The sequence below is a fragment of the Pseudovibrio sp. Ad37 genome, assembly GCF_001623075.1.
GTDB lineage: Bacteria > Pseudomonadota > Alphaproteobacteria > Rhizobiales > Stappiaceae > Pseudovibrio.
This window is the reverse complement of the sequence record NZ_LMCF01000018.1, coordinates 1-25,111: the sequence shown is the minus strand read 5'-3', so window position 1 is coordinate 25,111 and position 25,111 is coordinate 1. Positions and strand designations below refer to the sequence as shown.

Here is a 25,111-nt window from a genome sequence, read left to right as displayed (position 1 = left end):
TTACTCGTTGCGTGAAGCCCAAATAATCATCGAAAGGTGGAGGATACACTACAATACCAAACGCCCCCATAGTGCGCTGAACTTCCGCCCACCGGCTCCTGAAGTAATCATTCCAGTAGACCAAAGGCCAGTCATGCACTAACTTTCAAACCGGACCACTCAAGTGGGGCTGATCAGTAGGTTGCACCAAAGCCAAGACTTGTCTCAACGCTGCCTCTGTAATTCGAAATAGCTGAGAACTCTTTCTGCCCTCTCTGATTCATCAATTTCTCAAAGAGGCGAGCTTCAGCCAATGTAGACCCTGCAGCTGGTCCTTTGGAATTGAGATCGACCTTAATACAAATCTTCGAATTCTCTGGGTGCTGGTAGATATTGCGGATCCCGCCACACGCAATCAATAGCGTTTCATTTAGAGTGATCACAAAACAAATACCTTCGTTGAGAAGGGGAGTATTTAACAATTATTCTCATTACATACAAATAAAAAGAGAGGACAAATTGCCCTCTCTTGTCTTGTCAAAGTGAAGTTTGGTTAATCCACCAAATTAGCTTCAGTTTTTTCTTTGATCTCGTCCAACGTTACACCCTCTGCCATTTCGACGACTTTCAGGCCGCCGTCGACGATGTCGAAGACACCGAGGTTGGTGATGATGCGGTCGACGCATTTTACACCTGTGAGCGGTAGAGCGCATTTATGGAGGAGCTTTTTGTCGCCGCGTTTGTTGGTGTGATCCATAATGACCACAACGCGCTTAACGCCTGCAACAAGGTCCATTGCACCGCCCATGCCCTTGACCATTTTGCCAGGGATCATCCAGTTTGCGAGATCTCCGTCTTCGGAGACTTCCATCGCACCGAGGATGGACAGGTCGATATGACCGCCACGGATCATCGCAAAGCTGTCAGATGAAGAGAAGTAGCTGGTACGGTCCAGTTCAGTGATGGTCTGCTTACCTGCATTGATCAGGTCTGCATCTACTTCGCCTTCAGTTGGGAACGGACCCATGCCAAGCATGCCATTTTCTGACTGCAGCGCTACATTCATTCCATCAGGAATGTAATTTGCAACCAGTGTCGGGATGCCGATGCCGAGATTTACGTAGAAACCATCTTGCAGTTCTTTTGCCGCACGGGCGGCCATTTCGTCACGATTCCAAGCCATGATTACTGCCCTCCCTTAAGCTTCGCGTGTCGTGCGCTGCTCGATGCGCTTTTCGAACGAGCCAACAACGATGCGGTCAACAAAGATACCTGGAGTATGGATATGATCTGCATCCAACTCACCGATCTCCACGAGTTCTTCAACTTCAACAACAGTGGTTTTACCAGCAGTTGCCATCATTGGGTTGAAGTTGCGTGCTGTCTTACGGAAGATCAGATTGCCTTCATTATCGGCTTTCCATGCTTTCACGAGAGACACGTCTGAAATCAGACCCGTTTCCATGATGTAGGTTTCACCGTTGAAGTCTTTGTGCTCTTTGCCTTCAGCAATCAGGGTGCCAACACCGGTTTTGGTGTAGAAGCCTGGGATGCCTGCACCACCAGCACGGATGCGTTCAGCAAGAGTGCCCTGAGGGTTAAACTCTAGCTCAAGATCGCCGTCCAGATACTGACGCTCAAAGGTTGCGTTCTCACCCACGTAAGACGACACCATCTTCTTGATCTGGCGTGTCTGCAACAGCAGACCCAGTCCGAAATCATCAACGCCTGCGTTGTTAGAGATGGCAGTCAGGTCTTTCGCACCAGAATCTCGCAGCGCAATAATCAGGTTTTCAGGAATGCCACAGAGACCAAACCCACCTGCCATGACGGTCATCCCATCAAAGGTAAGTCCTTCCAGAGCAGCGGCAGCACTTGGATAAACTTTATTCATTATAAACTCCCAATACATGAGTTGGTAAAACTCACGCTTCTCATTCTCCAGAACGCAAGCAATACCGCCTTTTCATGCTGGCAATGGGACCTGACCCTCCATCCGGATCAGCATCCTGCCGTTCCCTCCTAGGGAAAATAAGTATAGCGACAGCAATGTTGATAGCCGTGTTTTATGTCCTCGCCAAGTGCTCTTTGTACAGAGAGCGACTATTTATTGAGGTGAAAACCACAAAGCTGGGAGGAATGAGTGTTTGCAGTGCACAATTTTATAAAATTAACACTCAGACCCATGAAAATTCTTAAAGATGAGCTGCAGCGAGTCGCTCTTCTTCCATGCGCTTGAACCTCTGCCTTTTAGTGAGGAGAGAGGCCAAAATGACGCCAATCGTCACGATGACGACAAGTATCGTGCAAATAGCATTGATCTCAGGAGTTACGCCTAATCTTACCTGAGAATAAATCTTCATAGGCAAAGTGGTTGATCCGGGTCCGGAGTTGAAGCTCGCGATCACCAAGTCATCCAGTGACAATGTGAATGCCAGCATCCAACCTGCGAGCACTCCTGGCAAGATTTGAGGTAAGGTGATGCGGAAGAATGTTCTGACAGGAGGGCAGCCCAAATCCATTGCAGCCTCCTCCAAGGAACGGTCAAATCCAGATAGACGGGATTGCACGACGATCGCCACGTAGCACATGGAGAATGTCGTGTGCGCAATCATGATTGTCCAGAAACCGCGATTTTGATCAATAGCCACGAAAAGCAGCAGCAATGACAACCCGAGGATGACTTCTGGCATCACGAGTGGTGCGTAGATCATCCCCGAGAACAAGGTGCGTCCGAAGAAGCGTCCTTGCCGGGCTAAGACCAGCGCAGCTAACGTACCAAGAACCGTCGCTAGCGTTGCAGATGTGAGACCAATGCGGAATGTAACCCATGCAGCTTCCAACAGCTGTTCGTTCTGTAGCAGAGCTGCATACCACTTGGTGGAGAAACCGGCCCAAACCGTGACTAATCGAGATTCATTGAATGAAAAAACAATCAGAATGACGATGGGCAAATAAAGGAAGCTGAACCCCAAAACCAATGATGTGAGATTAAACCAGCTCGGTTTTGACGGCATTACATGTCCCCTTCGTTGCGTCGGGTCTCATGCCGCTGAAACAGCAAGATTGGGATCACAAGTAATACCAGAAGAACAATTGCCACCGCAGACGCAACTGGCCAGTCCCTGTTGGAGAAGAACTCGACCCATAGAGTTTTCCCGATCATCAGTGTTGATGAGCCTCCCAATAGGTCGGGAATGACGAACTCTCCTACGGCTGGAATGAAGACTAGGAAACACCCTGCAATCACGCCCGGCATAGCAAGAGGGACTGTTACCCGCCAGAATGTCTTCCAAGGTGGACAGCCAAGATCCTCTGCGGCTTCTATCAGGGTCGTGTCCAGTTTTTCCAAGGACGAATAGAGCGGGAGGACCATGAAAGGCAGGTAAGAATAGATAATGCCAATATAGACAGCGATGCTGGTGTTGAGGATGACCAGAGGCTCACTGATAATACCGATCGCGATTAGTGCCTGATTGAGCAAACCATCGGTTTTCAAAATGCCGATCCACGCATAGACCCGGATCAGAAAGCTGGTCCAAAACGGCAAGATGACCATCATAACCAGCGTTGGCTGCCAGCTCCTTGGTGCCCTTGCCATGCCGTAAGCAAGAGGGAAGCCAACGAGCAAAGTCAGTAATGTAGATATAAAAGCTATTTGCAGGCTGGAGACATAGGCACGCCAGTAGAGGTCATCCTCTGTTAGCCAGATGTAATTATCCAACGACCAGCGCTGCGCAGCCTCCCAAAGGCCAAGCAGGCCTCTGCCCCAATCGATTACCGGCAAATAAGGCGGAATGGAAACGGCAGCTTCAGACAGCGAGATCTTGGCAACAATGACAAACGGAACAAGGAAGAAGAGCAGTAGCCAAACGTATGGCACGCAGATGAGTGCGAAGCGGCCCCATTTTCCGGTGGGATTGGTCGGTGAGTTTTCTGGTTCCTGAAGTTCATGACGCGGCGGTGGGATCGTTTCTGATCTCAAGAGGTCAGTTGATGAAAGGTTGGGGTCAGTCATTTACCACCTCTCATCGTGTCAAGATCACGCCGGCATCGCTGTCCCATGACAGCCAGACCTGATCTTCCCAGGTGATCGGCCTTTCAACCAGTCGTGCTGTATTGGCGACAATCGCCCGCAGCGTCTCTGTCTCTGCCACTTTAATATGATAGATGGACACGTCTCCCATGTAGGCGATATCCCAGACTTCTCCTTGAATGGCATTGGTGCCCAAGCGTTCTGGTTTATCGAAGGAGATACGCATCTTTTCCGGGCGTATGGCCAGAGCGGCATGATCGCCGACGTTTGCAGCGGTTGGATAGCACACGTCCAAATGGCTACCCAGAACGGATGAGAACATCTTGACGTCCTCAAGTTCTTTATTGGTGACTTGCCCGTCCAGAACGTTGATATCACCAATGAACTCCGCCACAAATCGGGAGTTGGGTTGCTCGTAGATTTCTCCCGGTGTCGCATTCTGAAGGATCTTGCCTTTATCCATAACCGAAATGCGATCTGCCACGGTCATGGCCTCTTCCTGATCATGGGTTACAATCAGGAACGTCATCCGCAGTTGTTCTTGCAGATTGATCAATTCCAGCTGGGTTTCTTCACGAAGCTTCTTATCGAGCGCAGCAAGAGGTTCATCGAGGAGGAGCACTTTGGGGCGTTTGGCGAGGGATCTCGCGAGTGCAACGCGTTGGCGCTGACCACCGGACAACTGGTGCGGCTTGCGTTTGGCAAATCCTTCCAGCTTGACCAGACTAAGCATCTCCATGACCCTGCTTTTGATCTCTTTGGAAGGCAGGCCGTCCATTTCCAAGCCAAAGGCGATGTTCTTTTCGACGTTCATGTGCGGGAAGAGCGCGTAGGACTGGAACATCATGTTGACCGGGCGCTTATATGGCGGCACGCCGGCGAGGTCTCGCCCTTCCAGAAAAATCTGACCTTCAGATGGAGCTTCAAACCCTGCAAGCATTCTCATCAAAGTGGTTTTACCGCACCCAGACCCGCCCAGCAGGGCATGGAACTCACGCTTGTAGATTTTGAGAGAAAGATTATCAACGGCAACAAAATTGCCAAAACGCTTGGTGATATTCCGAAATTCAATAAAAGGCTGCTCGCTCGGGTCGTCCCAAGGTGAAAATGCACGACGTACGGGGCCAAGCGGTTTCTTCGCCAATACTCCAATCCTTTTCAATGGCCTGCCTGGTCAATGGTTCAAGGTAGGATTGCATCTCACGGAGCAACCCTACGCTTGCAGGCCCATAGTTTTTAGTGACCGGTTTTGACAGTTGTGAAGGTGCGGTTCATCAAGCGCTGTGCTTTGAGCGGCTTGGCACCGATGGTGTAGAGGCGTTGCTTCACCTCATCTGTCGGGTAGATGTTTGGATTTGACGTCACTTCTTCATCCACCAGAACTGTCGCATCTTTGTTGCCGTTGGCGTAGTAGACATAATCCGACATTTTGGCGATCACTTCCGGGCGCATCAGGTAGTTGATGAACTCGTGTGCTTCTTCAACGTGCTCTGCATCAGCGGGAACTGCGATCTGGTCAAACCACATCTGGGCGCCTTCGTTTGGCAGGATGTAGGTGACCTCAACGCCCTTGTCAGCCTCTGCAGCGCGGTCTGCTGCCTGTAATACATCGCCAGACCAGCCGTAAGCCAAGCAGATGTCGCCGTTGGCAAGGCCGTTTACAAACTCAGAATTGTGGAATTTGCGAATGTAAGGACGGATCGTTTCCAGAAGTTCGCCAGCCGCTCGAATGTCTTTCGGGCTGTTGGAGTCGGGATTGAGACCGAGATAATGCAGCGCAGCCGGGAACATTTCATCCGGCTCGTCCATCACATAGACGCCACACCCTGCGATTTTTGAGAGCTCTTCAACGTCAAACAACAAATCCCAACTGCCAATTGGAGCATCAGGATTGAGTGCACGCACCTTTTCCTCATTTACCCCATAGCCAGAGGTGCCCCACATATAGTTGACGGAGAACTCATTGCCTGGATCGAACACTTCAGTACGCTCTTGCAGAAGTGGATCCATGTGCTTGAGATTTGGAAGTTTGTCCTTGTCGAGCTTCTGATAGACGCCCGCCTGAATCTGACGCTGGAGGAAGGTTGCACTTGGGACAACCACGTCATAGCCAGTCTTGCCAGTCAGCAGCTTTGTTTCCAAAACCTCATTGGAATCAAAGGTATCGTAGTTCACAGTGATACCGGTCTCGTTCTCGAAGTCTTTGAGAACCTGCGCATCAACGTAGTCGGACCAATTGTAGACATTTACAATACGATCCTTAGCATTGGCGGCAGACAAAGAGAGAGCCAGCGCTGCTGCTCCCGATAGCAAAATTACGGTTTTCATTCTCAAATACTCCAATCTCAAACACAGAGGCTCAAAGCACCTTTGCGAAGCGAACCTCTGCATATAGCCGCCATGGTATATCCTTCTGGTGGCAGATTAATTTCGGCCTACATTCCAACCCAATATTTTACAGGAATGCCGTAGGTTCGTTGGGTGCCTCAGGCACCCAGCTCTCAGGTCCTCTCAACACTATCAGGGTTTCTAGTGTGCAGCCTTAACCCGTGTCCAGAAGCTGTTGGCTAGAATCAAAGGTTTTATTGAGAACAATGATTCCGACTTTAATCTCAGAAGCACTAGAAACTTCTTCATCACTGCCGTCTGGTCAACGGTCGGTTATCTGAAGTGTCTTCAACTGTGCTGGCAACCTGAAAGAAGCCACAGAGTGTCATCAGCTCTTACTCGCTCTTGTTCATCATTTAAAATCCAGAAAACAACCAGTTCTCAATGCTATAGGTTGGCTTTGATCACCAGATCATCACCATGAGTAAGTAGTGTAATTACACTCAAGAATGACGTAATTACACGTTCGGAATAATTAAAGAGAAGGTACAATTAAACTTCCATAATACAACATAGTTTCCGACTTGAGCTGACCTCTGCTAGACTACTACCCCAACCAGAAGCAAGCTGGATCTTGTAGCAGCCGCAAAGAGCTGAATTACTTTTCATGAGTGAAACGCTGCCACGAACATTTGGTAGCAAACCCAATTGGAAGTCCTATGAGTTCTGAAATTAATCCGGATGATGAAGCGGCGCTTAATATGCGCGGTGTGAGCGACCTTGAAGAAGCCCGCACCTGGCTGCAAGCCCGGAACATTGGAGATATTGAGTGTGTTGTGCCTGACGTTGCCGGGGTACCCCGCGGCAAGATGATGCCGACAAACAAGTTTTTCAGCAGCAATACGCTGACAATGCCCTCCTCTATTTTTGCCCAGACTATTTCTGGCGATTACCCTGAGGATGATGATCGGTTTCAATATAATCCGACAGACGGCGATCTTTATTTCAAACCCGATTATTCGACACTGACGATTGTGCCTTGGGAAACCGACCCAACAGCACAGCTCTTACATGATGCTTTCACGAAGGACGGAAAGCCTTTTCCGATTGCTCCGCGTAATGTTCTAAAGCGCGTCCTTGAGCTTTATGATGCCGAAGGCTGGAAACCGATTATCGCCCCTGAGGTGGAATTTTATCTGGTAAAGCCGAATACTGATCCTGATTATCCGCTGGAGCCTCCAGTTGGTCGCTCTGGTCGCCCTGAAGTTGGCAGACAGTCTTATTCAATCTCCGCTCTCAATGAGTTCGACGAATTGATTGACGACATCTATGATCTCTCTGAGGCTCAGGGCCTGGAGATCGACACCCTTATTCATGAAGAGGGTGCTGCTCAGATGGAAATCAACTTGAGACATGGCCATCCTCTGGAGTTGGCGGATCAGGCGTTCATGTTCAAACGCACCATTCGCGAGGCCGCACTGCGCCATAACATTTACGCCACCTTCATGGCCAAAGCGATGTCCTCTCAGCCGGGGTCATCTATGCATATTCATCAGTCTATCCTTGACCGGGAGACAGGACAGAACATCTTCAACAGTGCAGATAACGAGGCAACGCCTGCCTTCTATCATTTTATTGGTGGGCACCAGCGTTACATGCCTGCTTTGATGCCGATTATGGCACCCTACGTGAACTCCTACCGCCGTTTCGCGCGGGATAGTGGGTCTCCAACCAACCTGTTCTGGGGCTACGACAACCGGACTGTGGGCCTTCGCGTTCCTAGTTCGTCTCCGGATGCACGACGGTTAGAGAACCGGGTGCCAGGGTCTGATGCCAATCCATATCTCGTTATCGCTTCCAGCCTCGCCGCCGGATATCTGGGTATCAAGAAAGGGATTGAGCCAGATAAGCCAAGAGACACCGACAACAGTGAGGTAATGAGCAAACTCCCGCGTACATTGCTTCATGCCGTTGATGAGTTTGAAGCAGACAATGATTTGCTGGAGATTTTCGGTGAGCAGTTTGTTGCCACATATCGGGCCATCAAGCTTGAAGAGTACGAGACCTTTATGTCAGTTATCAGCGCCTGGGAACGAGAATACTTGCTGATGAATGTCTGATTCCCACCGGATGGGGTGTGACTTTCACGCGAAACTGTGGATACCACACCCATTAGTTGAGATGATTAGGTCCAGCAATTTTAACTTTCATAATATTCACTAGAGCCAGTCACAGCATAGTTCCTAAGAGATACTTCTAGGAAACTAAATTTAAACCGATTTATATTTCGAATTTAACTAATTACAAATACATATACGGATCGAATTTTCGTCAAAACATCGCAAAAATGTGAGATTATACGAAATTATACTTACATATTTTTGAATTCACTGGGTATTTAATTTCAGAATTCCTAGTCTATCATGCAATTTTTGATTTTATTTAATTTTATCACAACTTTATGTCTAATTTTAAATACATTTCAAATATTGTTTATTACAAACTATATTCGAGGCTATTGATGGCGGTTAATAGGTTTCAAACGCAATTTAAATCGCATTTGCTGGTTTTTGAGGACATCACATGCCAGATCAGAAAAAGAGCATTCTTCTCGTTGAAGATGCCAATTTCTTTGCTCGCGTTACCGAAAGCGAGATTGAGCGTGCGGGGCATTATCATGTCACGACGGCGAAAACGTATGCTCAGGCAAAAACTATTTTAGAAGAAGAGAAGGTAAAGCCATTCCTTGCTCTTGTTGATCTGACGCTTCCAGATGCACCGGATGGTGAGGTTGTAGATCTGACTATCAACGCCGGGTTACCGACAATCGTGTTCTCAGGGCGTTTTGATCAGGGTACCCGTCGATCAATTCTGAAGAAGGGGATTGTAGATTACGTCCTCAAGGATTCTCCTGCTAGCCTTGGTTACCTTGGTGAGCTGGTCAATCGCGTCGACAGGAACCTCAGCACCAAAGTACTGATCGTGGACGATTCCTCGCATGCACTGGCGTTGTTAAAGAAGCGGCTTCAGCTCTATTGCCTTCAGGTGATCACAGCAACTTCTGGCGAAGAAGCATTGCAAACACTCAAGCAAAACTCTGATATCAAGCTGTTGATTATTGATCATTTACTGCCGGGAGCGACTGGCTTTGAAGTCATGACGCAGATCCGACGGAGACATAACTTCAGTACATTGGCGGTGATTGGGATATCGGCAACAGACGACCCAGCCCTCACTGCAAAATTCCTGAAATCCGGCGCTAACGACTTCCTGAACAAAGCCTGCACGCCTGAGGAACTGATGCTGCGGGTTTCGCAGAACCTCAATCAGTTGGACCGCATAAGTGAACTGACCGAGATGGCTCATCGTGATCCGATGACAGGCCTGTTCAACCGGCGCCATCTCTACAACGTCGTCGATAAACTTCATAAAGACCAGATGCTCGCTGGCAAAGAAATGCGATATGCCATGATCGATATTGATCGCTTTAAGCAGATCAATGACAAGTTTGGCCATGAAACCGGAGACAACCTGATAATCTCTGTCGCGCATCGTATTTCGGATCTCCTGCCGCCACGAAGCGTTGCCATTCGCATTGGTGGAGATGAGTTCTGCGTTGCATTGCCCGATATTGATGAGCCAACATCCAAGCAGTTTCTTTCGGAGCTCAGAAGTTCCATGCCGGTCACAGACCCTGGAAACGACGAGCATACGTTTGCGCCAACGATCAGTGTCGGTCTTTCAGCTGGCTCTGAGAAGTCACTGGCGAGCGCTCTGAGGGTTGCGGACCGTTGCCTGTACAGAGCCAAGAAATCTGGCCGCAACCGCATTGTAACGTCTTCTGCGACCACTCTTGATGCCATGTAGTCTGACGGCACACCTCAGCCGTCAGATTGTCCTTCCTCCATCGACTTCCAAAGCAACACCCGTGATAAACTGGGCTTCATCTGAAGCAAGCCAGAGCGCTGCGTTTGCAATGTCTTCTGGTTTGGAGAAGCGCCCCAGAGGAATGCTGTCACGAAATTGCTGACGCTTTTCAGGGGTATCTTCGCCCATGAAGAGCGCCAGCATGCCGGTTTCACCAGCAACTGGGCACAAGGCGTTGACGCGGATGTTTTGAGGAGCAAGCTCTACTGCCATGGATTTGGTTGCGGTTATGACCCAACCTTTGGAGGCGTTGTACCAAGTGAGCCCGGGACGCGGACGGATGCCCGCTGTAGACGCGGTGTTGATGATGACGCCGCCACCCTGTTTTTCCAACTCAGGCAAAGCTTCAAGCGTTGTCAGGTAGATGGCTTTGGCGTTCACTTCAAAAATACGATCAAAGTTATTTTCATCTACCTGCGCTAAAGGGCAGTTGCGGTGGGTGTAGCCAGCGTTGTTGACGACGACATCCAGCCGCCCAGTTTTCTCAATTGCATAGGCAACCATTGCTTTCACATCGGAGCGCACGGTCACGTCTGTCTCGATGGCATACGCTGTGTCACCGATTGCGTCTGCAAGATTTCTTGCTGCAATTCCATCGAGATCAGCGATGATGACCGCTGCGCCTTCTTGCGCATATTTTCGAGCGATACCTTCCCCAAAACCAGCGGCGCCACCCGTGATTATTGCAGTTTTTCCTTCCAATCGTCCCGACACGCTTTTCCTCCCCGCGTGTGAAAGTCCGCCTTAAGCGTGACTGACAACAATGGTTTTCAGAACAGAGAATTCTTTAAGTGCTTCAAAGCCTTTTTCCCTGCCATGGCCAGATTTCTTAACCCCGCCAAATGGCAGCTCAACCCCGCCGCCTGCTCCGTAGGTGTTTACGAAGACCTGACCAGACCGAATGGCTTTGGCAACACGCGCTGCTCTTGCAATGTCTTTGGTCCAAATACCGGCCACGAGCCCGTAGGGAGTGCCATTGGCAATGCGAACAGCTTCTTCTTCCGTTCGAAACGGAATGAGCGAGAGAACCGGGCCAAAAACTTCGTCTAGCGCAAGTGAGTGATCTGTTGGAACCGGACCATAAACTTTTGCTGTGGTGTAGTAGCCTTCTGTCGGCGCATCCGGTGCGATGGTCCCCTCCCCGATGAGCGGAATACCGTCGGCTTCCGCCTGCTCGCAAAAGGCGTTCACACGGCGGAGCTGGTTGGCGTTAATCAATGGTCCGAGATCTAGATTATCCTTGTATTGGCCTGAGGCAGTGTTTCTAAAGGCGGTTCTGAGTATATCAACTGTCTCTTCCCAACGACTTTGATGCACCAGAACACGCGATCCAGCAGAACAGGTTTGACCGCCATTCTTCAAAATGCAGTCCTGAATAACAGGCAACGCTTTGCTCAAGTCAGCATCTTCGAAGATAATTTGCGGGGATTTGCCGCCAAGCTCCAATGTACACCCGATATGATTGCGCGCGGCGGCAGACTGGATCATCGCACCAACATCCGGCGATCCTGTAAAGGTGATGAAGTCCACCTCAGGATTGTAGGAGAGCGCAGCTCCGGCCTCTTCTCCCAGGCCTGTCAGGATGTTGAGCGTTCCAGCTGGAAACCCAGCTTCTACTGCAAGTTTGGCAGTTTCAATGACAGATAAGCAGGCATCTTCAGAGGGTTTGACGACCAGTGTGTTGCCCATGGCTAATGCAGCTCCTGCAACGCGCGCAAAGATTTGCATGGGGTAATTCCATGGCACGATGGAGGCGACGACGCCATGCGGCTCACGAACTGTCATCGCGAGGTAATCAACCGCGATCGGTAGTGTCTCACCCGTGATTTTGTCAGCCGCCCCACCATAAAACCGGAAGTACTGGGCGGCAGCATCGATGTCCCCGTAGCCCTGGCTTAGGGGTTTACCGGTGTCACGTGCCTCAAGCTCTGCCAGATGGTCCCGGTTTTGCGAAATCAACTCCGCGAGCCTTAATAAACGCTCTCCGCGTTGCCCCGCAGATAGTGTGGCCCATTCCTTTGAGGTGAGCGCTGTTCTTGCAGAAGACACCGCTTTCCCGACATCAGATGCAGTACACCGAGGAATCGTTGCGTATGGCAAGCCCGTGCTTGGGCAGATCATATCAATGGTTTCTCCAGAGGATGCATCACACTGTAAGCCATTGATAATTGATCTGTATTTTTTCAAATTCTGAGAATTTAGTGTCGCGCTAAACTCTGTCATACCGCCCCCCTCGGATGATAAGCTTTGTGCTGGTCATCCAAACGCTAGTTCATGTAAGAGGGCGGCGCAATTCTCTTCTTGGGGGAGTTTTACTGGGTTTCAGTTGGTGTCAGAACCGTTGCTGAGCTCTTTACTCCATAAAACTGATTGTGCCACAGCTCTGCATATATCCCGTCTTTCGCCAGTAATTCCGCATGCGTTCCGGCTTCAACAATCTGCCCTTTGTCCATCACGATCAGCCGGTCCATTCTGGCAACCGTGGTCAGACGATGGGCGATAGCGAGGGTGGTTTTGTCCTTCATCACATCATTCAGGATCTCCTGAATGTCCGCATCCAGCTTGGTGTCCAAAGCTGATGTTGCTTCGTCCAGGATCAGGATTGGCGGATTTTTCAGGAACACACGGGCCAATGCAATCCGTTGACGCTGCCCACCGGAAAGTTTGATGCCACGCTCACCTACGAATGCCTCAAAGCCTTTTCGGCCTTTGTTGTCTTCCAGTGCCTCAATGAACTCCAACGCATGCGCTCGACGGGCAGCTTCGCGAACATCTTCCATCTCGACACCATCTTTTCCAAGCGAGATGTTGTCGAAAATAGACCTATGAAACAACGAGGTGTCCTGTGTCACCAACCCGATTTCTACACGTAGAGATTCCTGCGTGACGCTTCGCAGATCCTGATGATCAATGGTGATCGCTCCACCTTCAACGTCGTACATGCGCAGCAGCAGGTTCACGACGGTTGATTTACCAGCACCAGAGTGACCAACGATACCAACTTTCTCACCGGGTTGGATGATGAAATTCAGACCTTTCACAATCGCGGTTTGCTGGCCGTAGGCAAAGTCGACATTGTTGAACTCAATAAGACCCTTCTCATAGTGAAAGTTCTTGGCCTCAGAATCGTCAACAAGGCCAAGCGAGTGCTCCATGGTTCTGGCGGTGGATTTAAATGAGCCATATGAGCGGAAAAGGCCGGTTAACTGAGCAAATATTTCCAGCAGTTTGCCTTCCAGGCGAATGGCAAAACCAAGGACGATTGCAACTTCACCTGTTGTGATTGCCTGTTGATGCCACAACGCAAGACTTAGGCCCGTAAATGCAGCAAGACCACATGCTCCGACGAGTGCAACAAGCATCCGTGATGTAACCACTGTGGAGCGGAACCTAACTATTGCCTCTTTGAAACCTCTGAGCTGATTTGTGAAATGGCCAAGCGCACGATCATTACCCTGAAAGAGCTTCACAGTCTGAATGTTGGAGTAAACGTCAACAACAGAACCATTCACGGCATGCGCGATATCTGCTCCTTCTTTTGAAGCATCGCGAATGATTGGCACGCGGATATACGCAAGGACAGCAAACAATCCGATCCAGATAAGCATGACTACCCCAAGATACCAATGCAGCCATGACAAGGCGATCAGGAGCGACCCTGCAAAGAAAAAGTTTGGGATGACAATTCCAATCCCTGCCCAGAACAGTTCTGCAACTTCGCGCCCACCTCCAAAAGTTTTACTGGCAAGGTTTCCCGCAAACTCCTTTTGAAAGAACGTCATGTCCTGATTGAGTAGTCGATCAAAGAACGTGACACGCGATGAGGTGAGAATATTAACGTGAAGTGTCAGTGAAATCAGAACTTCATAAGCAATTGAAAATACTGGCTTTGCAATAAGAAATGCGACCGCAGCAGTCACAATCAGCCACATATTCTGCTGCCAGAACAGCTCTGGTCCACTCGCTTCCATCTGATCAATCAGGAAGCCAACAAATGACAGCAGGAAGACAGTCAGAATGGTTTCGACCAGCACCACCAGCAATAGAACCAGAGTGTGCTTTGGAAAGATAAACACGAGAGAACGCAGTTGTTGTAAATGCGTCTTGCTCTCCCATTCCATATGATTTTTGGCAAATGGGTCAACATGATTGGTTGCCCACTGATAAAGCGCATTCAGCACGGTCTGCTCCGGGAGACAAAAAGAGAACACTTAGACTATCGCGCGACTCGGCTTGTGAAAACCCAGAAGAATTCATCTACTCAAATTTGAACTCGAGACTGTGTCATTTTGTGCAAGTTCTAGCACAACGCTTATTTTACCTTATTAAATTCAATGCATTATATCTATATTAGATTTTTCTAATTTTATGTATTGTTATTTTAGTATTTTCTAATATGCTAATTTCAACTTCAAAAAAGGATTAGCCCAATGCGTTATCTTTCTAATTTAGGTGAGCGGTATTCTCCTCTGTACTTTTTGTCCGCCGTTGGTGCAGGTGGCTTGGCAATTAGCTTCTTTATGTACCTTATGTGGATGACACCACATAAGGGATCTCCTATCGCCAACTTTGCCTCTTTGACTGAAGCCTTCAACAACGGTTCCATCGCTATGCAGGCGCTGATTGTTGTGGCCGCGGTTGGTATTAGCTTCTTCTCAGTGTTGCACTTTCGCTTGCTGTTCTTGAATTTTTCCGAGTACGGAAAGTGGAAGCAAACCAAGGTTTTTGAAGGCTTTAAGAATTCCAATGCGGAAAGTCAGCTGATGACTATTCCATTGGCTCTTGCCATGACAGTCAATGTCAGCTTCATCGCGGGTGCGGTATTTGTACCAGGCCTTTGGAGCATTCGCGAAATCCTGTTCCCCTTCTCCCTGCTGGCTTTTGCAGCCATCGGAGTGTTGGGTTTCCGCATCTATCTGGACTTCATCTCCCGTGTCCTGACAGAGGGTGGATATGAGTGCGCAAAGAACAACAGCCTCGGTCAGATGATCTCCGTGTTCGCATTTGCCATGATTGGCGTTGGCTTCTCTGCTCCGGCAGCTATGAGTCAAACCAAGGTGATTGCGGCAATCGGCATTGCTGGTAGTGCCCTGTTCATCGGCGCAGCGATTGTGATGGGGACAATCAAACTGACCCTCGGCTTCCGTTCTATGATGGAGCACAAGGCAGCGGGTGAAACCACACCAACACTCTGGATCATCATCCCATTCCTGACCGTTGTTGGCATTGCAATCTACCGCATCAAAATGAGCCTTACGCATAACTTCGATGCACCGGTAACTGCTGGTGGAATCTATGTTTTTCTGATCAGCTTGTTTGCAATCCAGATCCTGTTTGGTCTGATCGGCTGGGCAGTCATGAAGCGGGTTGGCTACTATGATCGCTGGATCGCTGGTCCGGACAAGTCTCCAGGTTCTTACGCGTTGGTTTGCCCTGGGGTTGCACTGTTCGTCTTCGGTAACTTCGTCATCAATGCAGGCCTTGTGAAGCTCGGTGTTCTTAGCTCCATGTCCATCGCCTACTTCGCGCTGTACGCCCCGCTGATTGTAATCCAGATCGCAACAGTCTGGCTGTTCCTGAAGCTCAACGGAAAGATGCTTTCAGCCTCCAACCAGCTACAGGCTCAACCAGCAGAATAAGAAAAAGGCGGGTGTTTGACCCGCCTTTTCTCATTAAATTTGAGTATCTTGCTCTAAAATCAAATCGGACGTCGCGCCCATGGTCTCGTACCAGCGGGCGCTTCTTTTCGCGCAAAGACTGGCTGCGTGTAGGCAGTGACTGCATTGAGGTTGCCGGACTCCAGATCAGCTCGTAGACGTGGGTTGTCCAGCGCGAAACTGTTGATGCCGACGCGGAGCATGAAGCCGATCTGATCAAGAATGAACGGACCAACCGCACGGATCTCGCCACCGTAGCGCAATCCATCTCTCAGAATGCGGGCAGCAGAGAAACCTCGGCCATCTGCAAAGCTTGGGAAATCCACTGCGATGAGTTCCAGCGCCTCAAGATGATCAGCTAGCTTTTCCGCTTTTTCACCTGCACGAAGTACAACACCCAAAGTCAGATTTGTCTGCTTAAGTTGTTGTTCTTCTACCAGAAAACGCTCCAGAGAGAAGATAAGCTTTCCCTCGACTGGCAGGGCTTCATCCTCTGCGATATAGGCCCAGTCATCAGCAATGATCTCGTCGTTCTTGAAGATCTCAGTGGTCTTTTTGAGTTCTGTTGTCATTTGAACCTCAGATGCTTTGGGCTGCGCCGCCCTTGGACGCACTTGAGAAATGAATTCCACATTCAGTTTTGTCCTGACCGCGCCAACGGCCTGAGCGTGGGTCTTCGCCCGGAGCAACCTTGTCTGTGCAAGGCATACACCCGATGGAAGGATACCCTTCTGCGACCAGCGGATGTGGTGGCAGGCCATTATCCTTTGCGTATTGAAGGACTTCGGCAGCGGTCCAGTTGGCCAATGGGTTCACTTTGATGCGGCCTTCTTCAATCTCGAAATGCTCCAGACTGGCTCGAGTGTCAGCCTGATGGCGTTTGCGGCCTGAGATCCAAGCTTCGAAACCACCAAGTGCTTTTGCGAGTGGAACTACTTTGCGGATGTGACAGCACGCGTCCGCATCAGAGGCCCAGAGAGCGCCCTTTGGGTCTTTCTCAGCAAGGTCTTCTGGTTCAGGCGTGATGACACGCACGTTCAAAAGCCCAAGTTGCTCAACCAGTTCGTCACGATAGCGCTTTGTTTCGCCAAACAGTTTGCCGGTGTCGACAAACAGGACCGGTGTACGCACGTCGATCTGAGAGACCATGTGCAGCAGCACGGAGCTGTCCGCGCCGAATGAGGACACCAGAGCGATCTCTCCAGAGAATTGCTCTGTGAGCGCGTGCTGCAGAATGTCCTGAGCATCACGCTCAGAATACATCCGGTTCAGCAGCTTCACCTGCGCCTCCAAAGAGCCCTTATGTGATTGACTATGCTCCATAAAGAGCGTCCTTAAATGGCTGATCACCCAAGCGGCGATAGGCGTCGATGAAGCTTTCTTCCTCATCCAGGCGGTTCGCCAAATAGGTATCGACAACAGTCTCAACGGCATCAGTGATCTCTGCTTCCGGGAAGCCGCGACCGATGATTTTGCCGATGGATGTGTTCTGATCCGCAGAACCACCCAGTGTAATTTGATAGAGCTCTTCGCCTTTGCGGTCTACGCCCAAAATGCCGATGTGGCCGACGTGGTGGTGACCACAGGCGTTGATGCAGCCGGAGATTTTCAGTTTCAAGTCACCAATTTCGTTCTGACGCTTAACCTCTTCAAACCGCTTGGAAATTTCCTGAGCGATTGGGATAGAGCGAGCATTTGCCAGAGCACAATAGTCCAGCCCCGGGCAAGCGATCATGTCGGTGATCAGGCCAGCGTTTGAATCTGCGAGCTCGTTTGCCTTCAGGATCTTGTAGACAGTGGGAACATCTTGCAGCTTCACGTGTGGCAGAACGAGGTTCTGTTCATGTGTGACGCGCAATTCATCATGTCCAAACCGCTGCGCCACATCAGCAATTACGTCCATCTGATCGGCTGTTGCATCCCCCGGCGCTCCGCCAATTGGCTTGAGCGAGATGGTGACAGATGTGTAACCCTCAGCTTTGTGCGCATGCAGGTTGCGGCTGGAGAACAAGGCCAGATCGCGGTCTTCGCGTTTGGCTGCTTCCAGCTCTGTGCTGATCTTTGGCAGGGCTTCAAAAGATGGTGGTGCGAAGTATTCGTTGATGCGAACCACTTCTTCATTTGGCAGATCAAGGATGCCGTTTTTGGTTGCCTCGAACTCGGCCTCAATATCCTGCTTCAGTTCTTCCAGACCGGTTTCGTGAACCAGAATCTTGATGCGAGCCTTGTACTTATTATCGCGGCGACCATAGCGATTGTAGACGCGCAAGATCGCCTCACTGTATGCCAGCAAGTCATTTTCCGGTAGGAAATCCCGTACCTTACAGCCTACCATCGGCGTACGGCCCAAGCCGCCACCGACGAACACCACAAAGCCGATTTCCCCGTCTTCGTTGCGGGTCAGCTGCAGACCAATGTCGTGCACCTGTACGGCTGCACGGTCCTGTTCAGCGCCTGTGATCGCAATCTTGAACTTGCGTGGCAGGAACAGGAATTCCGGGTGTAGCGAAGACCATTGGCGCAGGATTTCGGCATAAACGCGTGGGTCTGCGAACTCGTCTGCGGCTGCGCCTGCGAACTGGTCGGAGGTTACATTGCGGATACAGTTGCCAGAGGTCTGGATGGCGTGCATCTCGACGTCGGCAAGTTCATGCAGGATCTGAGGCGTATCAGAGAGCTTTGGCCAGTTGAACTGGACGTTCTGGCGCGTTGTGAAGTGGCCGTAACCTCTGTCGTAAGTCCTTGCGATATGGGCAAGTTTACGCATCTGGCTGGCGTTGAGCGTGCCGTAGGGAATAGCAACGCGCAGCATGTAAGCGTGCAGCTGCAGGTAAAGACCATTCATCAGGCGGAGCGGCTTAAATTCGTCTTCGGTCAGCTCGCCAGACATACGGCGGCGGACCTGATCTTCGAACTGGCTCACGCGCTGATTAACAAAGTCGCGATCAAATTCATCGTAGCGGTACATGGAAACTCCTGAATCTAAAAGGACTTAGGCCGAACGCAGATGGCGTTCGGCTTGCTTGCCGAGGTCGAGACGAGTGGTTGGCCCTTGGGCGCGAATGCGCTCTTTCAGGCTCTTTGGCTGCAGGTGGCCGTCTTTCAGTTCCAGATCAATCGCGTAGGTGCCGAGAACGTATTGCTTGTCTTCACCGGCTTTTGCGAAATCCAGAGCTGAAGTCATGTCTTCGTCTGTATTGAGGATCCAGGCTGCCTCAACAAACTCGACCCACTCTCCGTTGTGGCCGAGCCAGACAACATCACCATCGACCAGTCTGTTGGCGGTAATAGTTTTCATCGGGTCTCTCCCTAGGCTGCAACAACAGCCGGTAAACTTGCATATTTAATTGGGCTTAGAGGGAGCGAACGCGACTGATCTGCGTGGGCCACTGCCTTACCGATGATGATAAGTGTGGGTCCGGTGACGCTGTCGTGTTGCTCGAAATTACAAAGGTCTTGCAGGGTGCCTGCAAAATTGCGTTCTTTTGTCTGGGCTGCGTTCTCAATCGCCATGACTGGGGTGGATAAATCCAATCCGGATTTCACCAAAAGGTTGGCAACTTTTCCGGCAACGGTACGCCCCATATAAACAGCGGTTGTCGCTCCATTCAGAGCAAGATCCGCCCAATCCGGGAGGATATCTCCATGCTGGTTATGCCCTGTAGCAAACACCAGCGAGGAGGCAACACCCCGTAATGTCAAAGGTATTTGCGCGCTAGCCGCGGCGGCGAATGCAGCGGTGACACCGGGTACAATCTCAAAATCCACATCATGCTCGCGCAGTGCGGCGATCTCTTCTCCAGCCCGGCCAAACACCATTGGGTCCCCTGCTTTCAGGCGGACAACCCGTTTGCCGGACTTGGCAGCAGAGACCAATAACTGGTTGATTTGCGTTTGCGTTGAACTGTGCGTTCCTTTGCGTTTTCCTACGCTGATGCGTGTTGCATCGCGGCGCCCCATGGAAACCACGGCATCCGGTACCAATGCATCATAGAAAATGACATCTGCTTCTTGCAGGACACGCTGTGCGCGCAGGGTCAGCAGGTCTTCTGCGCCCGGGCCAGCGCCCACGAGCCAGACATATCCCCGCTGATCCTGCTCACTGTTCAGCAAGCGATGCGCTTCGGTCAGAGCCTTTTGTGTCTCACCAGCAAAAGTGTTCGCAGCAACAGAACCTGAAAAAAATTCAGCCCAAAAGCGACGACGCGCACTTCCCGAAGGCATCAGCTTACCAACTGTAGCACGGAAGCTGTCTGCCAACCTTGCGAGTTGACCGGCTTCACGTGGTAACAGAGCTTCAACCTGTGCGCGGATGTGGCGGGCATAAACAGGGCCAACGCCTGTTGAGGTGATCGCCACGGCAACAGGTGCGCGATTGACCATCGCGCCGGTGTAAAAATCACAAAGCTCAGGACGATCCACCGCGTTGACCGGGATGCCTTTCTCACGAGCAGCTTCTACGATCTCACGATCCAGCTCTTCTTCATCAGTGGCAGCAAACACCAGGGCTGCGCCAACCAGATAAGCCGGGTTGAACACACTAAGCATGAAGACACCGTCCGCGTCTGCCACCGCTTCGGCCAAAGCTGCACTAGGGCGCTCATGGCTAACAACGCGGATGTGCGCTTTGGTTTGCGCCAGAAGTCTCACCTTCGCAGCAGCTTCATCACCACAGCCAACAACAACAACCATTTTGCCTTCAACCTTGTGAAAGGTTGGAAAGACAGCGAGTTTATTGCTCTCGTCCTGCTGTGTGTTGAAGCTCTCTACCAAAGCCATTGCGCTCTCCAAGCGTTTTGGGATCATTGGGAGCGAGTTTACAGAGTAGAGTTCCTCTAAGCTCGGTATGGCATTCCAAAGCTGGATGACTGCGTAGAAAAGATTTTTTTCATGCGCTCGAACGGAGGAAAGATGCCCTGACTTTAAAAACGGCACTCGTGAAATATCATTCTACATTTACAGCAAATATGACCACATAAGCTCTCAAAATTACCATCACATTTGCTGATTGAGAAAATAAATCTACATACCCCTACCATCCGTTAGAGCAACGAACACTAGAAATGAAAACCTATCAATTTCGACGAACTCGTATTTTAAAGAATCTGGTTCTTCGCGTTTTACAGGTTGCTACCACGCGTTTAATGCAGAGTGCGACATGGATGAAATCAGTTCCAGCTTATCCTGTTAAATCTTCCAAACAGGATCAGACAGCATAGCCAGCCTTGTCTTTTTCCATTTCGCTCAATATCCAGTCTCGGAACAGCTTTATTTTTGGGTTGTTTTTCTGCGTTTCACGGTAAACAAGCCAAACTGGATTTTCAGCCGTGCACTTTAATGGGAAGGGCTGGATAAGCAGGCCATTACGCAACGCACTTGAATGAAACAACGGTGTCAGAATCGCAACACCATGCCCCGCAATCGCGATATTTCCATCAACAGTTTGCGTGCCCATTTGGGAAACGGGTTGGTTTGAAAAATCGGGATCTTTCACGCCAGCTGCTTCAAACCAGTTTCTCCACCAAGGATCTCCTGTATCGATAATGGGAAGTTTCAGCAGGTCTTCAGGCTTGTCCACACCGCCAATGCTGTCAGCAAGTCTTGGACTTAACATGGGAGTATACGTAACTTCGGCTAGTTTGTGACAACATAACCCAGGCCATTTTTTAGGGCTGTTTCTGATCCCCATATCAATATCAGAGGATGCAAAATCAACAACACCGCCAGAGGCTTCCAATTGAACAGCAATTTTGGGGTTCGCCATCTGAAACTCTCCGATACGCAACGAGAGCCAGTTCATGGCAAAGGTGGGAACCACACTTAGTTTCAGTGTCCCATCCTGCGTTCCTTGCACAGCCGAAAAGCCAGCACGAATAGACTGAAAAGCCTCACTTGCCACTGCCGCAAGTTGCGCACCTGCCTCCGTTAAAACAACTTGTCTTCCTACCCGATTGAACAAGGGTTTCCCGGCACGATCTTCCAGCACTTTTATCTGATAACTCACCGCTGCTTGCGTCATTCCCAGCTCCTCCCCAGCACGGGTGAAGTTGGAATGTCTCGCTGCTGCTTCGAAGGCGCGAAGAGCGTTGAGTGGAGGCAGACTGTTCGGCATCTTTGATAAAATCTCCTTATGTTTTCTTCCCTATATTCGATTGGACTGTAAATGCAACCTCCGGCATTAATTCCCCAACAACAGCAGGAGAAAAAGCATGGCAGATTTCACCGTTGAAGCTCAGAAAATCAAAGTATTATCAAATATTTTCAATAGATTAACTAAAGTATTTAGAGATATTTTCTTTTCAATGAAAAGCGGGAGTGAGCGTTTAGATGCACGTGATCTGCCAGCACACTTACAGAAGGATATTGGGGTCAACTTAGAGTCAGAGCCATTTATCAGATGAAGCGACATAAGGTCGTCATATGGTTCTTATCACCCTCTGTTATCTTCTAAATCATCCCAAACTAACAAATTCAAACTAAGAATGCAGGTCCACCTCACCCGCCATAATGTGCGCTGACGATGACGCGGACTTCTACCAGGGCGCCTTCACGGCGGAGGCCGGCGGCTTCGATGGCGGTCCAGGCTGGGTAGGGTTTGGAGAAGAACTCGAGGCGGATGGAGTCGAACAGCTCGAAGTGATCGCGCAGGCCGATGTGGTAGCTGGTCATCTCAACAACAGCATCCATATCGACGTTGGCTTCACGCAGGATGCATTCGATTTTTTTGAAAGTGTTGCGGAACTGGGCTTCGGGGTCTTCCGGCATCTGGCCGCTCATATCCGCACCGGTCATGCCACTCAGGAAGATGTGGTTTCCCGAGAAGATAGCTGGTGACATGTTGAGCTGTTCTGAAACGGATTGAAACTCGTGCGGGAGCACTAAACGCTTGACCATGAAATACCTTTCTTGCACGTGCCTTCGGGAGCTTCGAACGAACCGAAGACATGCAAACTATAAAACCGCCCGCAGAACCTAGCAGAGGGCGGTGAAAATCCAAATGATGTTGTCGTGAGACTGGCTTGCTTCTTTTACTTGAAGGCGGAAGGAATAAACTCCACGGCCTTGCAAGGGATGTATTTACCGCGCCGGATCAGATTTCGGGAAGCTGATTTGTAGACGACATCCTTGAGCACCAGATAGGCTGGTAGTTTGGCATTGGAGCCATAGACCTTCATAATCATATCTGCCCATTTTTTTGCCAGGTCACTTGGTTTTTCGACGATAGGTATGCCGTTGTGCTTTTCGCCAGTGTATTTGAGGATCAGTTCTTTTTGAACTGCAGGCTTTGAGAGGGCTGCTAACGCACCTGTCAGTGAGGCTTCCTGGTCTTTTGTTCTGCCGTCTGCTTCTGTACAGCCTCCTTCCGGTGCTCCGTCGGTCTCTTCTACTTCCTCCTCTTTTTCTTTAACGACGACGTTGTAATGGTTCTTCTTGCCACTTTCGTCAGGCTTGAACTCGATCTCGAACATCATTACCCAAGGCTGTTTGCTGGCCCATTTCTTGATGTTCTTGAGACTGGTGCCCTTGCTCATTTTTGCGATCACCTGCTGGAGAATGTTTTCCTGCAGGGCGTTGAAGGCTTCATGGGCTTCGCCGAAGCTTTCCAGCATGCCCTCGCCCTTGGAGCTGAGGAATTTCTCCAGTTCCTCTTTATGTGCTTTCAGTTTTTCAGCTTTGCGGGCCTGATCTGCCTTCAGGTCAGCAATGTTATCTGCAAGCTCTGCCAGATCTCCAGCCATGTTTTTGGATGCTGCGCGAAGCTTTTGGGCCGCCTGAACAGACTCCGAGGTCTCCTTATACGTCACCACATGGACTTTCTTTTCAGGCTTGCCGCGTTTGAGTTTCCCTTTGAGGCCAGAGCGGTTTTCGCGGTACCAAACTTCCTTCACCTCCATATAGTCCGGTAGTTGATCCGATATGTCCTGCCCTTCTTTTTGAGCTGTCAGCAAAGTTTTTGCCCATGCCATGGAGGCCTCACTGGGAATGCCCACAAACGGTTTGCCGTCCGGTCCTGTTTCACCAGTCTCGCGGTGAGACATGGAGGCCATCATCTGTCCTGAGCGCAGGCCATTGAAGACCAGCTCCGGTGTGGTTGCGAGCTCGGTTTTGGTTACAGCTTTGTGGGGCATGTCCACGTGGTTATCGACCATCGGGTCGCCGGTGTTTGCTGGTGTTTCCGGTGCTTTTCGTGTTTCTGATGTGATGGAAAAGTTGCGGCCTTCCTTTTTAATGTTGACCTTCACCATCTTGGCCCATGGCTGCGTTTCTGCCCAGGCCAGGCTCTTCTTCATGTTGTTGCTTTTGTCCAGATGAGCCAGCACCATTTCTTCTGCCGTGCGCTGTAAACCAGAGGTGGCGAAAACGGCTTTGGGCCGCTCATCTGACAATTGCAGGACGGCTGCTTCGACTTCAGCTCCCCGATTAATTGCAGCTTCCACACAGTTGGTGCAATTGAGCGCGAAGGCCATTTGCTTGGAGGTGGCGGTGCCATAGGCGATGGCTTCTTCTTCCAGCTCGGCCAGTCGTTTCTTTTCACGCTCTGACACCGCATTGGCTTTGGCTTCATGCAGGGTCTTCATCATGGTGTCGCCAAAAGCTTTTTCGTGCATCAGCTCTTTGGTTGAGGCCACCAGTTCATTGCCCAACACCTTCATGTTCTGGCTGAAGAACATGATGGTTTCACGCTGTGCTGTGTCCATCTGGTTGGAGGGAGTATCGCTGGCCTGACGGAGATAGGCTCTGAACTCGGGCGCGGTTGACTGATCCTGAAACACTTCGCGAGTCAATTGACGGGATTGTTTTTTCAGCTCGATTTCGTGCTACATCAGCACCATTTGCCGGGCTTTATTATCGCTCTCCCCCAGAGTGCCTTTAACCAGCCGATCCCATTTAACGGCCTCCGGGTCCGCGTAGGCTGCACCCAACGGGTCTTCATCATAATGGGATTTTTGGGACTGGTAGGAATTGAGGCGCTGGGTGAAGCCTTCGGTGGATTTGATGCCGGCGTCTTTCAAAGCTGCTGAGAGAGGTCGTTTCTTACGTTCCGCAGCCGGTGTGTGTCAATGAGCGTTCAAAATTGATCCGGCATCATCATTTAAAATTGACCCACCTTGGTTGGCACAAATCCAGCAGGCGAACAGCTCTCATCTAGCAGGTTCGTCTGCTGGCTTTGTGCCAACCAAGG

At 50.3% G+C, this 25,111-nt stretch carries 24 protein-coding genes; 5 read left to right on the top strand and 19 right to left on the bottom strand.

The features are described 5' to 3' along the window. The coding region (locus tag PsAD37_RS27400; protein ID WP_153039653.1) for an integrase core domain-containing protein at positions 1 to 142 on the top strand (142 nt) is incomplete at its 5' end. Between the two features lie 31 nt (positions 143 to 173). Here PsAD37_RS27400 and PsAD37_RS05315 read toward each other — a convergent pair. The 7 genes from PsAD37_RS05315 to PsAD37_RS05285 all read right to left on the bottom strand — a co-directional run bounded on the left by PsAD37_RS05315 (position 174) and on the right by PsAD37_RS05285 (position 6,343). Continuing rightward, positions 174 to 422: a YrbL family protein gene (locus tag PsAD37_RS05315; protein WP_084407663.1), complete on the bottom strand. Its 249-nt coding sequence runs from the start codon at positions 420 to 422 to the stop codon at positions 174 to 176. Positions 423 to 532: 110 nt separating this feature from the next. Further along, positions 533 to 1,162, bottom strand: a complete 630-nt coding sequence (locus PsAD37_RS05310) for a CoA transferase subunit B (protein WP_063295261.1) — start codon at positions 1,160 to 1,162, stop codon at positions 533 to 535. 15 nt (positions 1,163 to 1,177) lie between these two features. Further along, the gene (locus PsAD37_RS05305; protein ID WP_063295260.1) at positions 1,178 to 1,873 is read right to left on the bottom strand and encodes a CoA transferase subunit A; all 696 of its coding nucleotides are present in this window, start codon (positions 1,871 to 1,873) and stop codon (positions 1,178 to 1,180) included. A gap of 301 nt (positions 1,874 to 2,174) precedes the next feature. After that, positions 2,175 to 2,996 (bottom strand): ABC transporter permease, encoded by an 822-nt coding sequence (locus PsAD37_RS05300; protein WP_063295259.1) that lies wholly within the window; start codon positions 2,994 to 2,996, stop codon positions 2,175 to 2,177. Beyond that, a complete protein-coding gene (locus PsAD37_RS05295) occupies positions 2,996 to 3,997 on the bottom strand; it encodes an ABC transporter permease (protein WP_063295258.1) in 1,002 nt (333 codons plus the stop codon). The genes PsAD37_RS05300 and PsAD37_RS05295 overlap by 1 nt, the downstream gene beginning before the upstream one ends. Positions 3,998 to 4,007: 10 nt before the next feature. Next, positions 4,008 to 5,159: an ABC transporter ATP-binding protein gene (locus tag PsAD37_RS05290; protein WP_208860228.1), complete on the bottom strand. Its 1,152-nt coding sequence runs from the start codon at positions 5,157 to 5,159 to the stop codon at positions 4,008 to 4,010. A 92-nt stretch (positions 5,160 to 5,251) separates the two neighbouring features. Further along, positions 5,252 to 6,343, bottom strand: a complete 1,092-nt coding sequence (locus tag PsAD37_RS05285) for a polyamine ABC transporter substrate-binding protein (protein WP_063295256.1) — start codon at positions 6,341 to 6,343, stop codon at positions 5,252 to 5,254. A gap of 719 nt (positions 6,344 to 7,062) precedes the next feature. Here PsAD37_RS05285 and PsAD37_RS05280 point away from each other — a divergent pair. Together PsAD37_RS05280 and PsAD37_RS05275 are read left to right on the top strand one after the other, a co-directional pair. Then, positions 7,063 to 8,463, top strand: a complete 1,401-nt coding sequence (locus PsAD37_RS05280; protein ID WP_063295255.1) for a glutamine synthetase family protein — start codon at positions 7,063 to 7,065, stop codon at positions 8,461 to 8,463. A 463-nt stretch (positions 8,464 to 8,926) separates the two neighbouring features. Next, entirely contained in the window at positions 8,927 to 10,210 is a 1,284-nt protein-coding gene (locus PsAD37_RS05275) for a diguanylate cyclase (RefSeq protein WP_063295254.1), read from the top strand. Between the two features lie 21 nt (positions 10,211 to 10,231). Here PsAD37_RS05275 and PsAD37_RS05270 read toward each other — a convergent pair whose 3' ends face one another. From PsAD37_RS05270 to PsAD37_RS05260, 3 genes are all read right to left on the bottom strand, one after another. Next, a complete protein-coding gene (locus PsAD37_RS05270) occupies positions 10,232 to 10,984 on the bottom strand; it encodes an SDR family oxidoreductase (protein WP_063295253.1) in 753 nt (250 codons plus the stop codon). Between the two features lie 30 nt (positions 10,985 to 11,014). Then, a complete protein-coding gene (locus PsAD37_RS05265; RefSeq protein ID WP_063295252.1) occupies positions 11,015 to 12,493 on the bottom strand; it encodes an aldehyde dehydrogenase family protein in 1,479 nt (492 codons plus the stop codon). Positions 12,494 to 12,582: 89 nt separating this feature from the next. Next, a complete protein-coding gene (locus tag PsAD37_RS05260; protein WP_208991710.1) occupies positions 12,583 to 14,451 on the bottom strand; it encodes an ABC transporter ATP-binding protein in 1,869 nt (622 codons plus the stop codon). Positions 14,452 to 14,700: 249 nt separating this feature from the next. Between PsAD37_RS05260 and PsAD37_RS05255 the strand changes: the two genes are divergently transcribed. Further along, positions 14,701 to 15,909: a hypothetical protein gene (locus tag PsAD37_RS05255; RefSeq protein WP_063295251.1), complete on the top strand. Its 1,209-nt coding sequence runs from the start codon at positions 14,701 to 14,703 to the stop codon at positions 15,907 to 15,909. A 59-nt stretch (positions 15,910 to 15,968) separates the two neighbouring features. Here PsAD37_RS05255 and PsAD37_RS05250 read toward each other — a convergent pair whose 3' ends face one another. The 6 genes from PsAD37_RS05250 to PsAD37_RS05225 form a co-directional block, all read right to left on the bottom strand. Further along, positions 15,969 to 16,499 (bottom strand): DUF934 domain-containing protein, encoded by a 531-nt coding sequence (locus PsAD37_RS05250; protein WP_063295250.1) that lies wholly within the window; start codon positions 16,497 to 16,499, stop codon positions 15,969 to 15,971. 7 nt (positions 16,500 to 16,506) lie between these two features. Next, on the bottom strand, positions 16,507 to 17,250 hold the full coding sequence (locus tag PsAD37_RS05245; protein WP_063295249.1) for a phosphoadenylyl-sulfate reductase: 744 nt from the start codon (positions 17,248 to 17,250) through the stop codon (positions 16,507 to 16,509). Further along, on the bottom strand, positions 17,240 to 18,895 hold the full coding sequence (locus PsAD37_RS05240) for a nitrite/sulfite reductase (protein ID WP_063295248.1): 1,656 nt from the start codon (positions 18,893 to 18,895) through the stop codon (positions 17,240 to 17,242). Before PsAD37_RS05240 ends, PsAD37_RS05245 begins: the two co-directional genes overlap by 11 nt. A 24-nt stretch (positions 18,896 to 18,919) precedes the next feature. Further along, complete coding sequence (locus PsAD37_RS05235; protein WP_063290794.1) at positions 18,920 to 19,225, bottom strand: DUF2849 domain-containing protein; 306 nt, start codon at positions 19,223 to 19,225, stop codon at positions 18,920 to 18,922. Positions 19,226 to 19,236: 11 nt separating this feature from the next. Then, positions 19,237 to 20,706 (bottom strand): siroheme synthase CysG, encoded by a 1,470-nt coding sequence (gene cysG / locus PsAD37_RS05230; protein ID WP_208991709.1) that lies wholly within the window; start codon positions 20,704 to 20,706, stop codon positions 19,237 to 19,239. Between the two features lie 427 nt (positions 20,707 to 21,133). Beyond that, a complete protein-coding gene (locus PsAD37_RS05225) occupies positions 21,134 to 22,039 on the bottom strand; it encodes a LysR substrate-binding domain-containing protein (RefSeq protein WP_063295246.1) in 906 nt (301 codons plus the stop codon). 97 nt (positions 22,040 to 22,136) lie between these two features. Here PsAD37_RS05225 and PsAD37_RS05220 point away from each other — a divergent pair, with 97 nt between their 5' ends. Beyond that, positions 22,137 to 22,328: a hypothetical protein gene (locus tag PsAD37_RS05220; protein ID WP_063295245.1), complete on the top strand. Its 192-nt coding sequence runs from the start codon at positions 22,137 to 22,139 to the stop codon at positions 22,326 to 22,328. 94 nt (positions 22,329 to 22,422) lie between these two features. Here PsAD37_RS05220 and PsAD37_RS05215 read toward each other — a convergent pair whose 3' ends face one another. From PsAD37_RS05215 to PsAD37_RS28645, 3 genes are all read right to left on the bottom strand, one after another. Further along, a complete protein-coding gene (locus tag PsAD37_RS05215) occupies positions 22,423 to 22,821 on the bottom strand; it encodes a RidA family protein (RefSeq protein WP_063286871.1) in 399 nt (132 codons plus the stop codon). Between the two features lie 134 nt (positions 22,822 to 22,955). Further along, a complete protein-coding gene (locus PsAD37_RS05210; RefSeq protein ID WP_208991708.1) occupies positions 22,956 to 24,701 on the bottom strand; it encodes a hypothetical protein in 1,746 nt (581 codons plus the stop codon). Between the two features lie 45 nt (positions 24,702 to 24,746). Next, positions 24,747 to 24,941 (bottom strand): hypothetical protein, encoded by a 195-nt coding sequence (locus tag PsAD37_RS28645; RefSeq protein ID WP_208991707.1) that lies wholly within the window; start codon positions 24,939 to 24,941, stop codon positions 24,747 to 24,749. Between the last annotated feature and the right edge of the window lie 170 nt (positions 24,942 to 25,111).

Excerpts from the sequence above, each read along its gene's own strand:
- PsAD37_RS05310 (WP_063295261.1), bottom strand. The coding sequence starts at position 1,162 with ATGGCTTGGAATCGTGACGAAATGGCCGCCCGTGCGGCAAAAGAACTG.
- PsAD37_RS05305 (WP_063295260.1), bottom strand. The coding sequence starts at position 1,873 with ATGAATAAAGTTTATCCAAGTGCTGCCGCTGCTCTGGAAGGACTTACC.
- PsAD37_RS05300 (WP_063295259.1), bottom strand. The coding sequence starts at position 2,996 with ATGCCGTCAAAACCGAGCTGGTTTAATCTCACATCATTGGTTTTGGGG.
- PsAD37_RS05295 (WP_063295258.1), bottom strand. The coding sequence starts at position 3,997 with ATGACTGACCCCAACCTTTCATCAACTGACCTCTTGAGATCAGAAACG.
- PsAD37_RS05285 (WP_063295256.1), bottom strand. The coding sequence starts at position 6,343 with ATGAAAACCGTAATTTTGCTATCGGGAGCAGCAGCGCTGGCTCTCTCT.
- PsAD37_RS05280 (WP_063295255.1), top strand. The coding sequence starts at position 7,063 with ATGAGTTCTGAAATTAATCCGGATGATGAAGCGGCGCTTAATATGCGC.
- PsAD37_RS05275 (WP_063295254.1), top strand. The coding sequence starts at position 8,927 with ATGCCAGATCAGAAAAAGAGCATTCTTCTCGTTGAAGATGCCAATTTC.
- PsAD37_RS05265 (WP_063295252.1), bottom strand. The coding sequence starts at position 12,493 with ATGACAGAGTTTAGCGCGACACTAAATTCTCAGAATTTGAAAAAATAC.
- PsAD37_RS05255 (WP_063295251.1), top strand. The coding sequence starts at position 14,701 with ATGCGTTATCTTTCTAATTTAGGTGAGCGGTATTCTCCTCTGTACTTT.
- PsAD37_RS05250 (WP_063295250.1), bottom strand. The coding sequence starts at position 16,499 with ATGACAACAGAACTCAAAAAGACCACTGAGATCTTCAAGAACGACGAG.
- PsAD37_RS05245 (WP_063295249.1), bottom strand. The coding sequence starts at position 17,250 with ATGGAGCATAGTCAATCACATAAGGGCTCTTTGGAGGCGCAGGTGAAG.
- PsAD37_RS05240 (WP_063295248.1), bottom strand. The coding sequence starts at position 18,895 with ATGTACCGCTACGATGAATTTGATCGCGACTTTGTTAATCAGCGCGTG.
- PsAD37_RS05235 (WP_063290794.1), bottom strand. The coding sequence starts at position 19,225 with ATGAAAACTATTACCGCCAACAGACTGGTCGATGGTGATGTTGTCTGG.
- cysG (WP_208991709.1), bottom strand. The coding sequence starts at position 20,706 with ATGGCTTTGGTAGAGAGCTTCAACACACAGCAGGACGAGAGCAATAAA.
- PsAD37_RS05225 (WP_063295246.1), bottom strand. The coding sequence starts at position 22,039 with ATGCCGAACAGTCTGCCTCCACTCAACGCTCTTCGCGCCTTCGAAGCA.
- PsAD37_RS05220 (WP_063295245.1), top strand. The coding sequence starts at position 22,137 with ATGGCAGATTTCACCGTTGAAGCTCAGAAAATCAAAGTATTATCAAAT.
- PsAD37_RS05215 (WP_063286871.1), bottom strand. The coding sequence starts at position 22,821 with ATGGTCAAGCGTTTAGTGCTCCCGCACGAGTTTCAATCCGTTTCAGAA.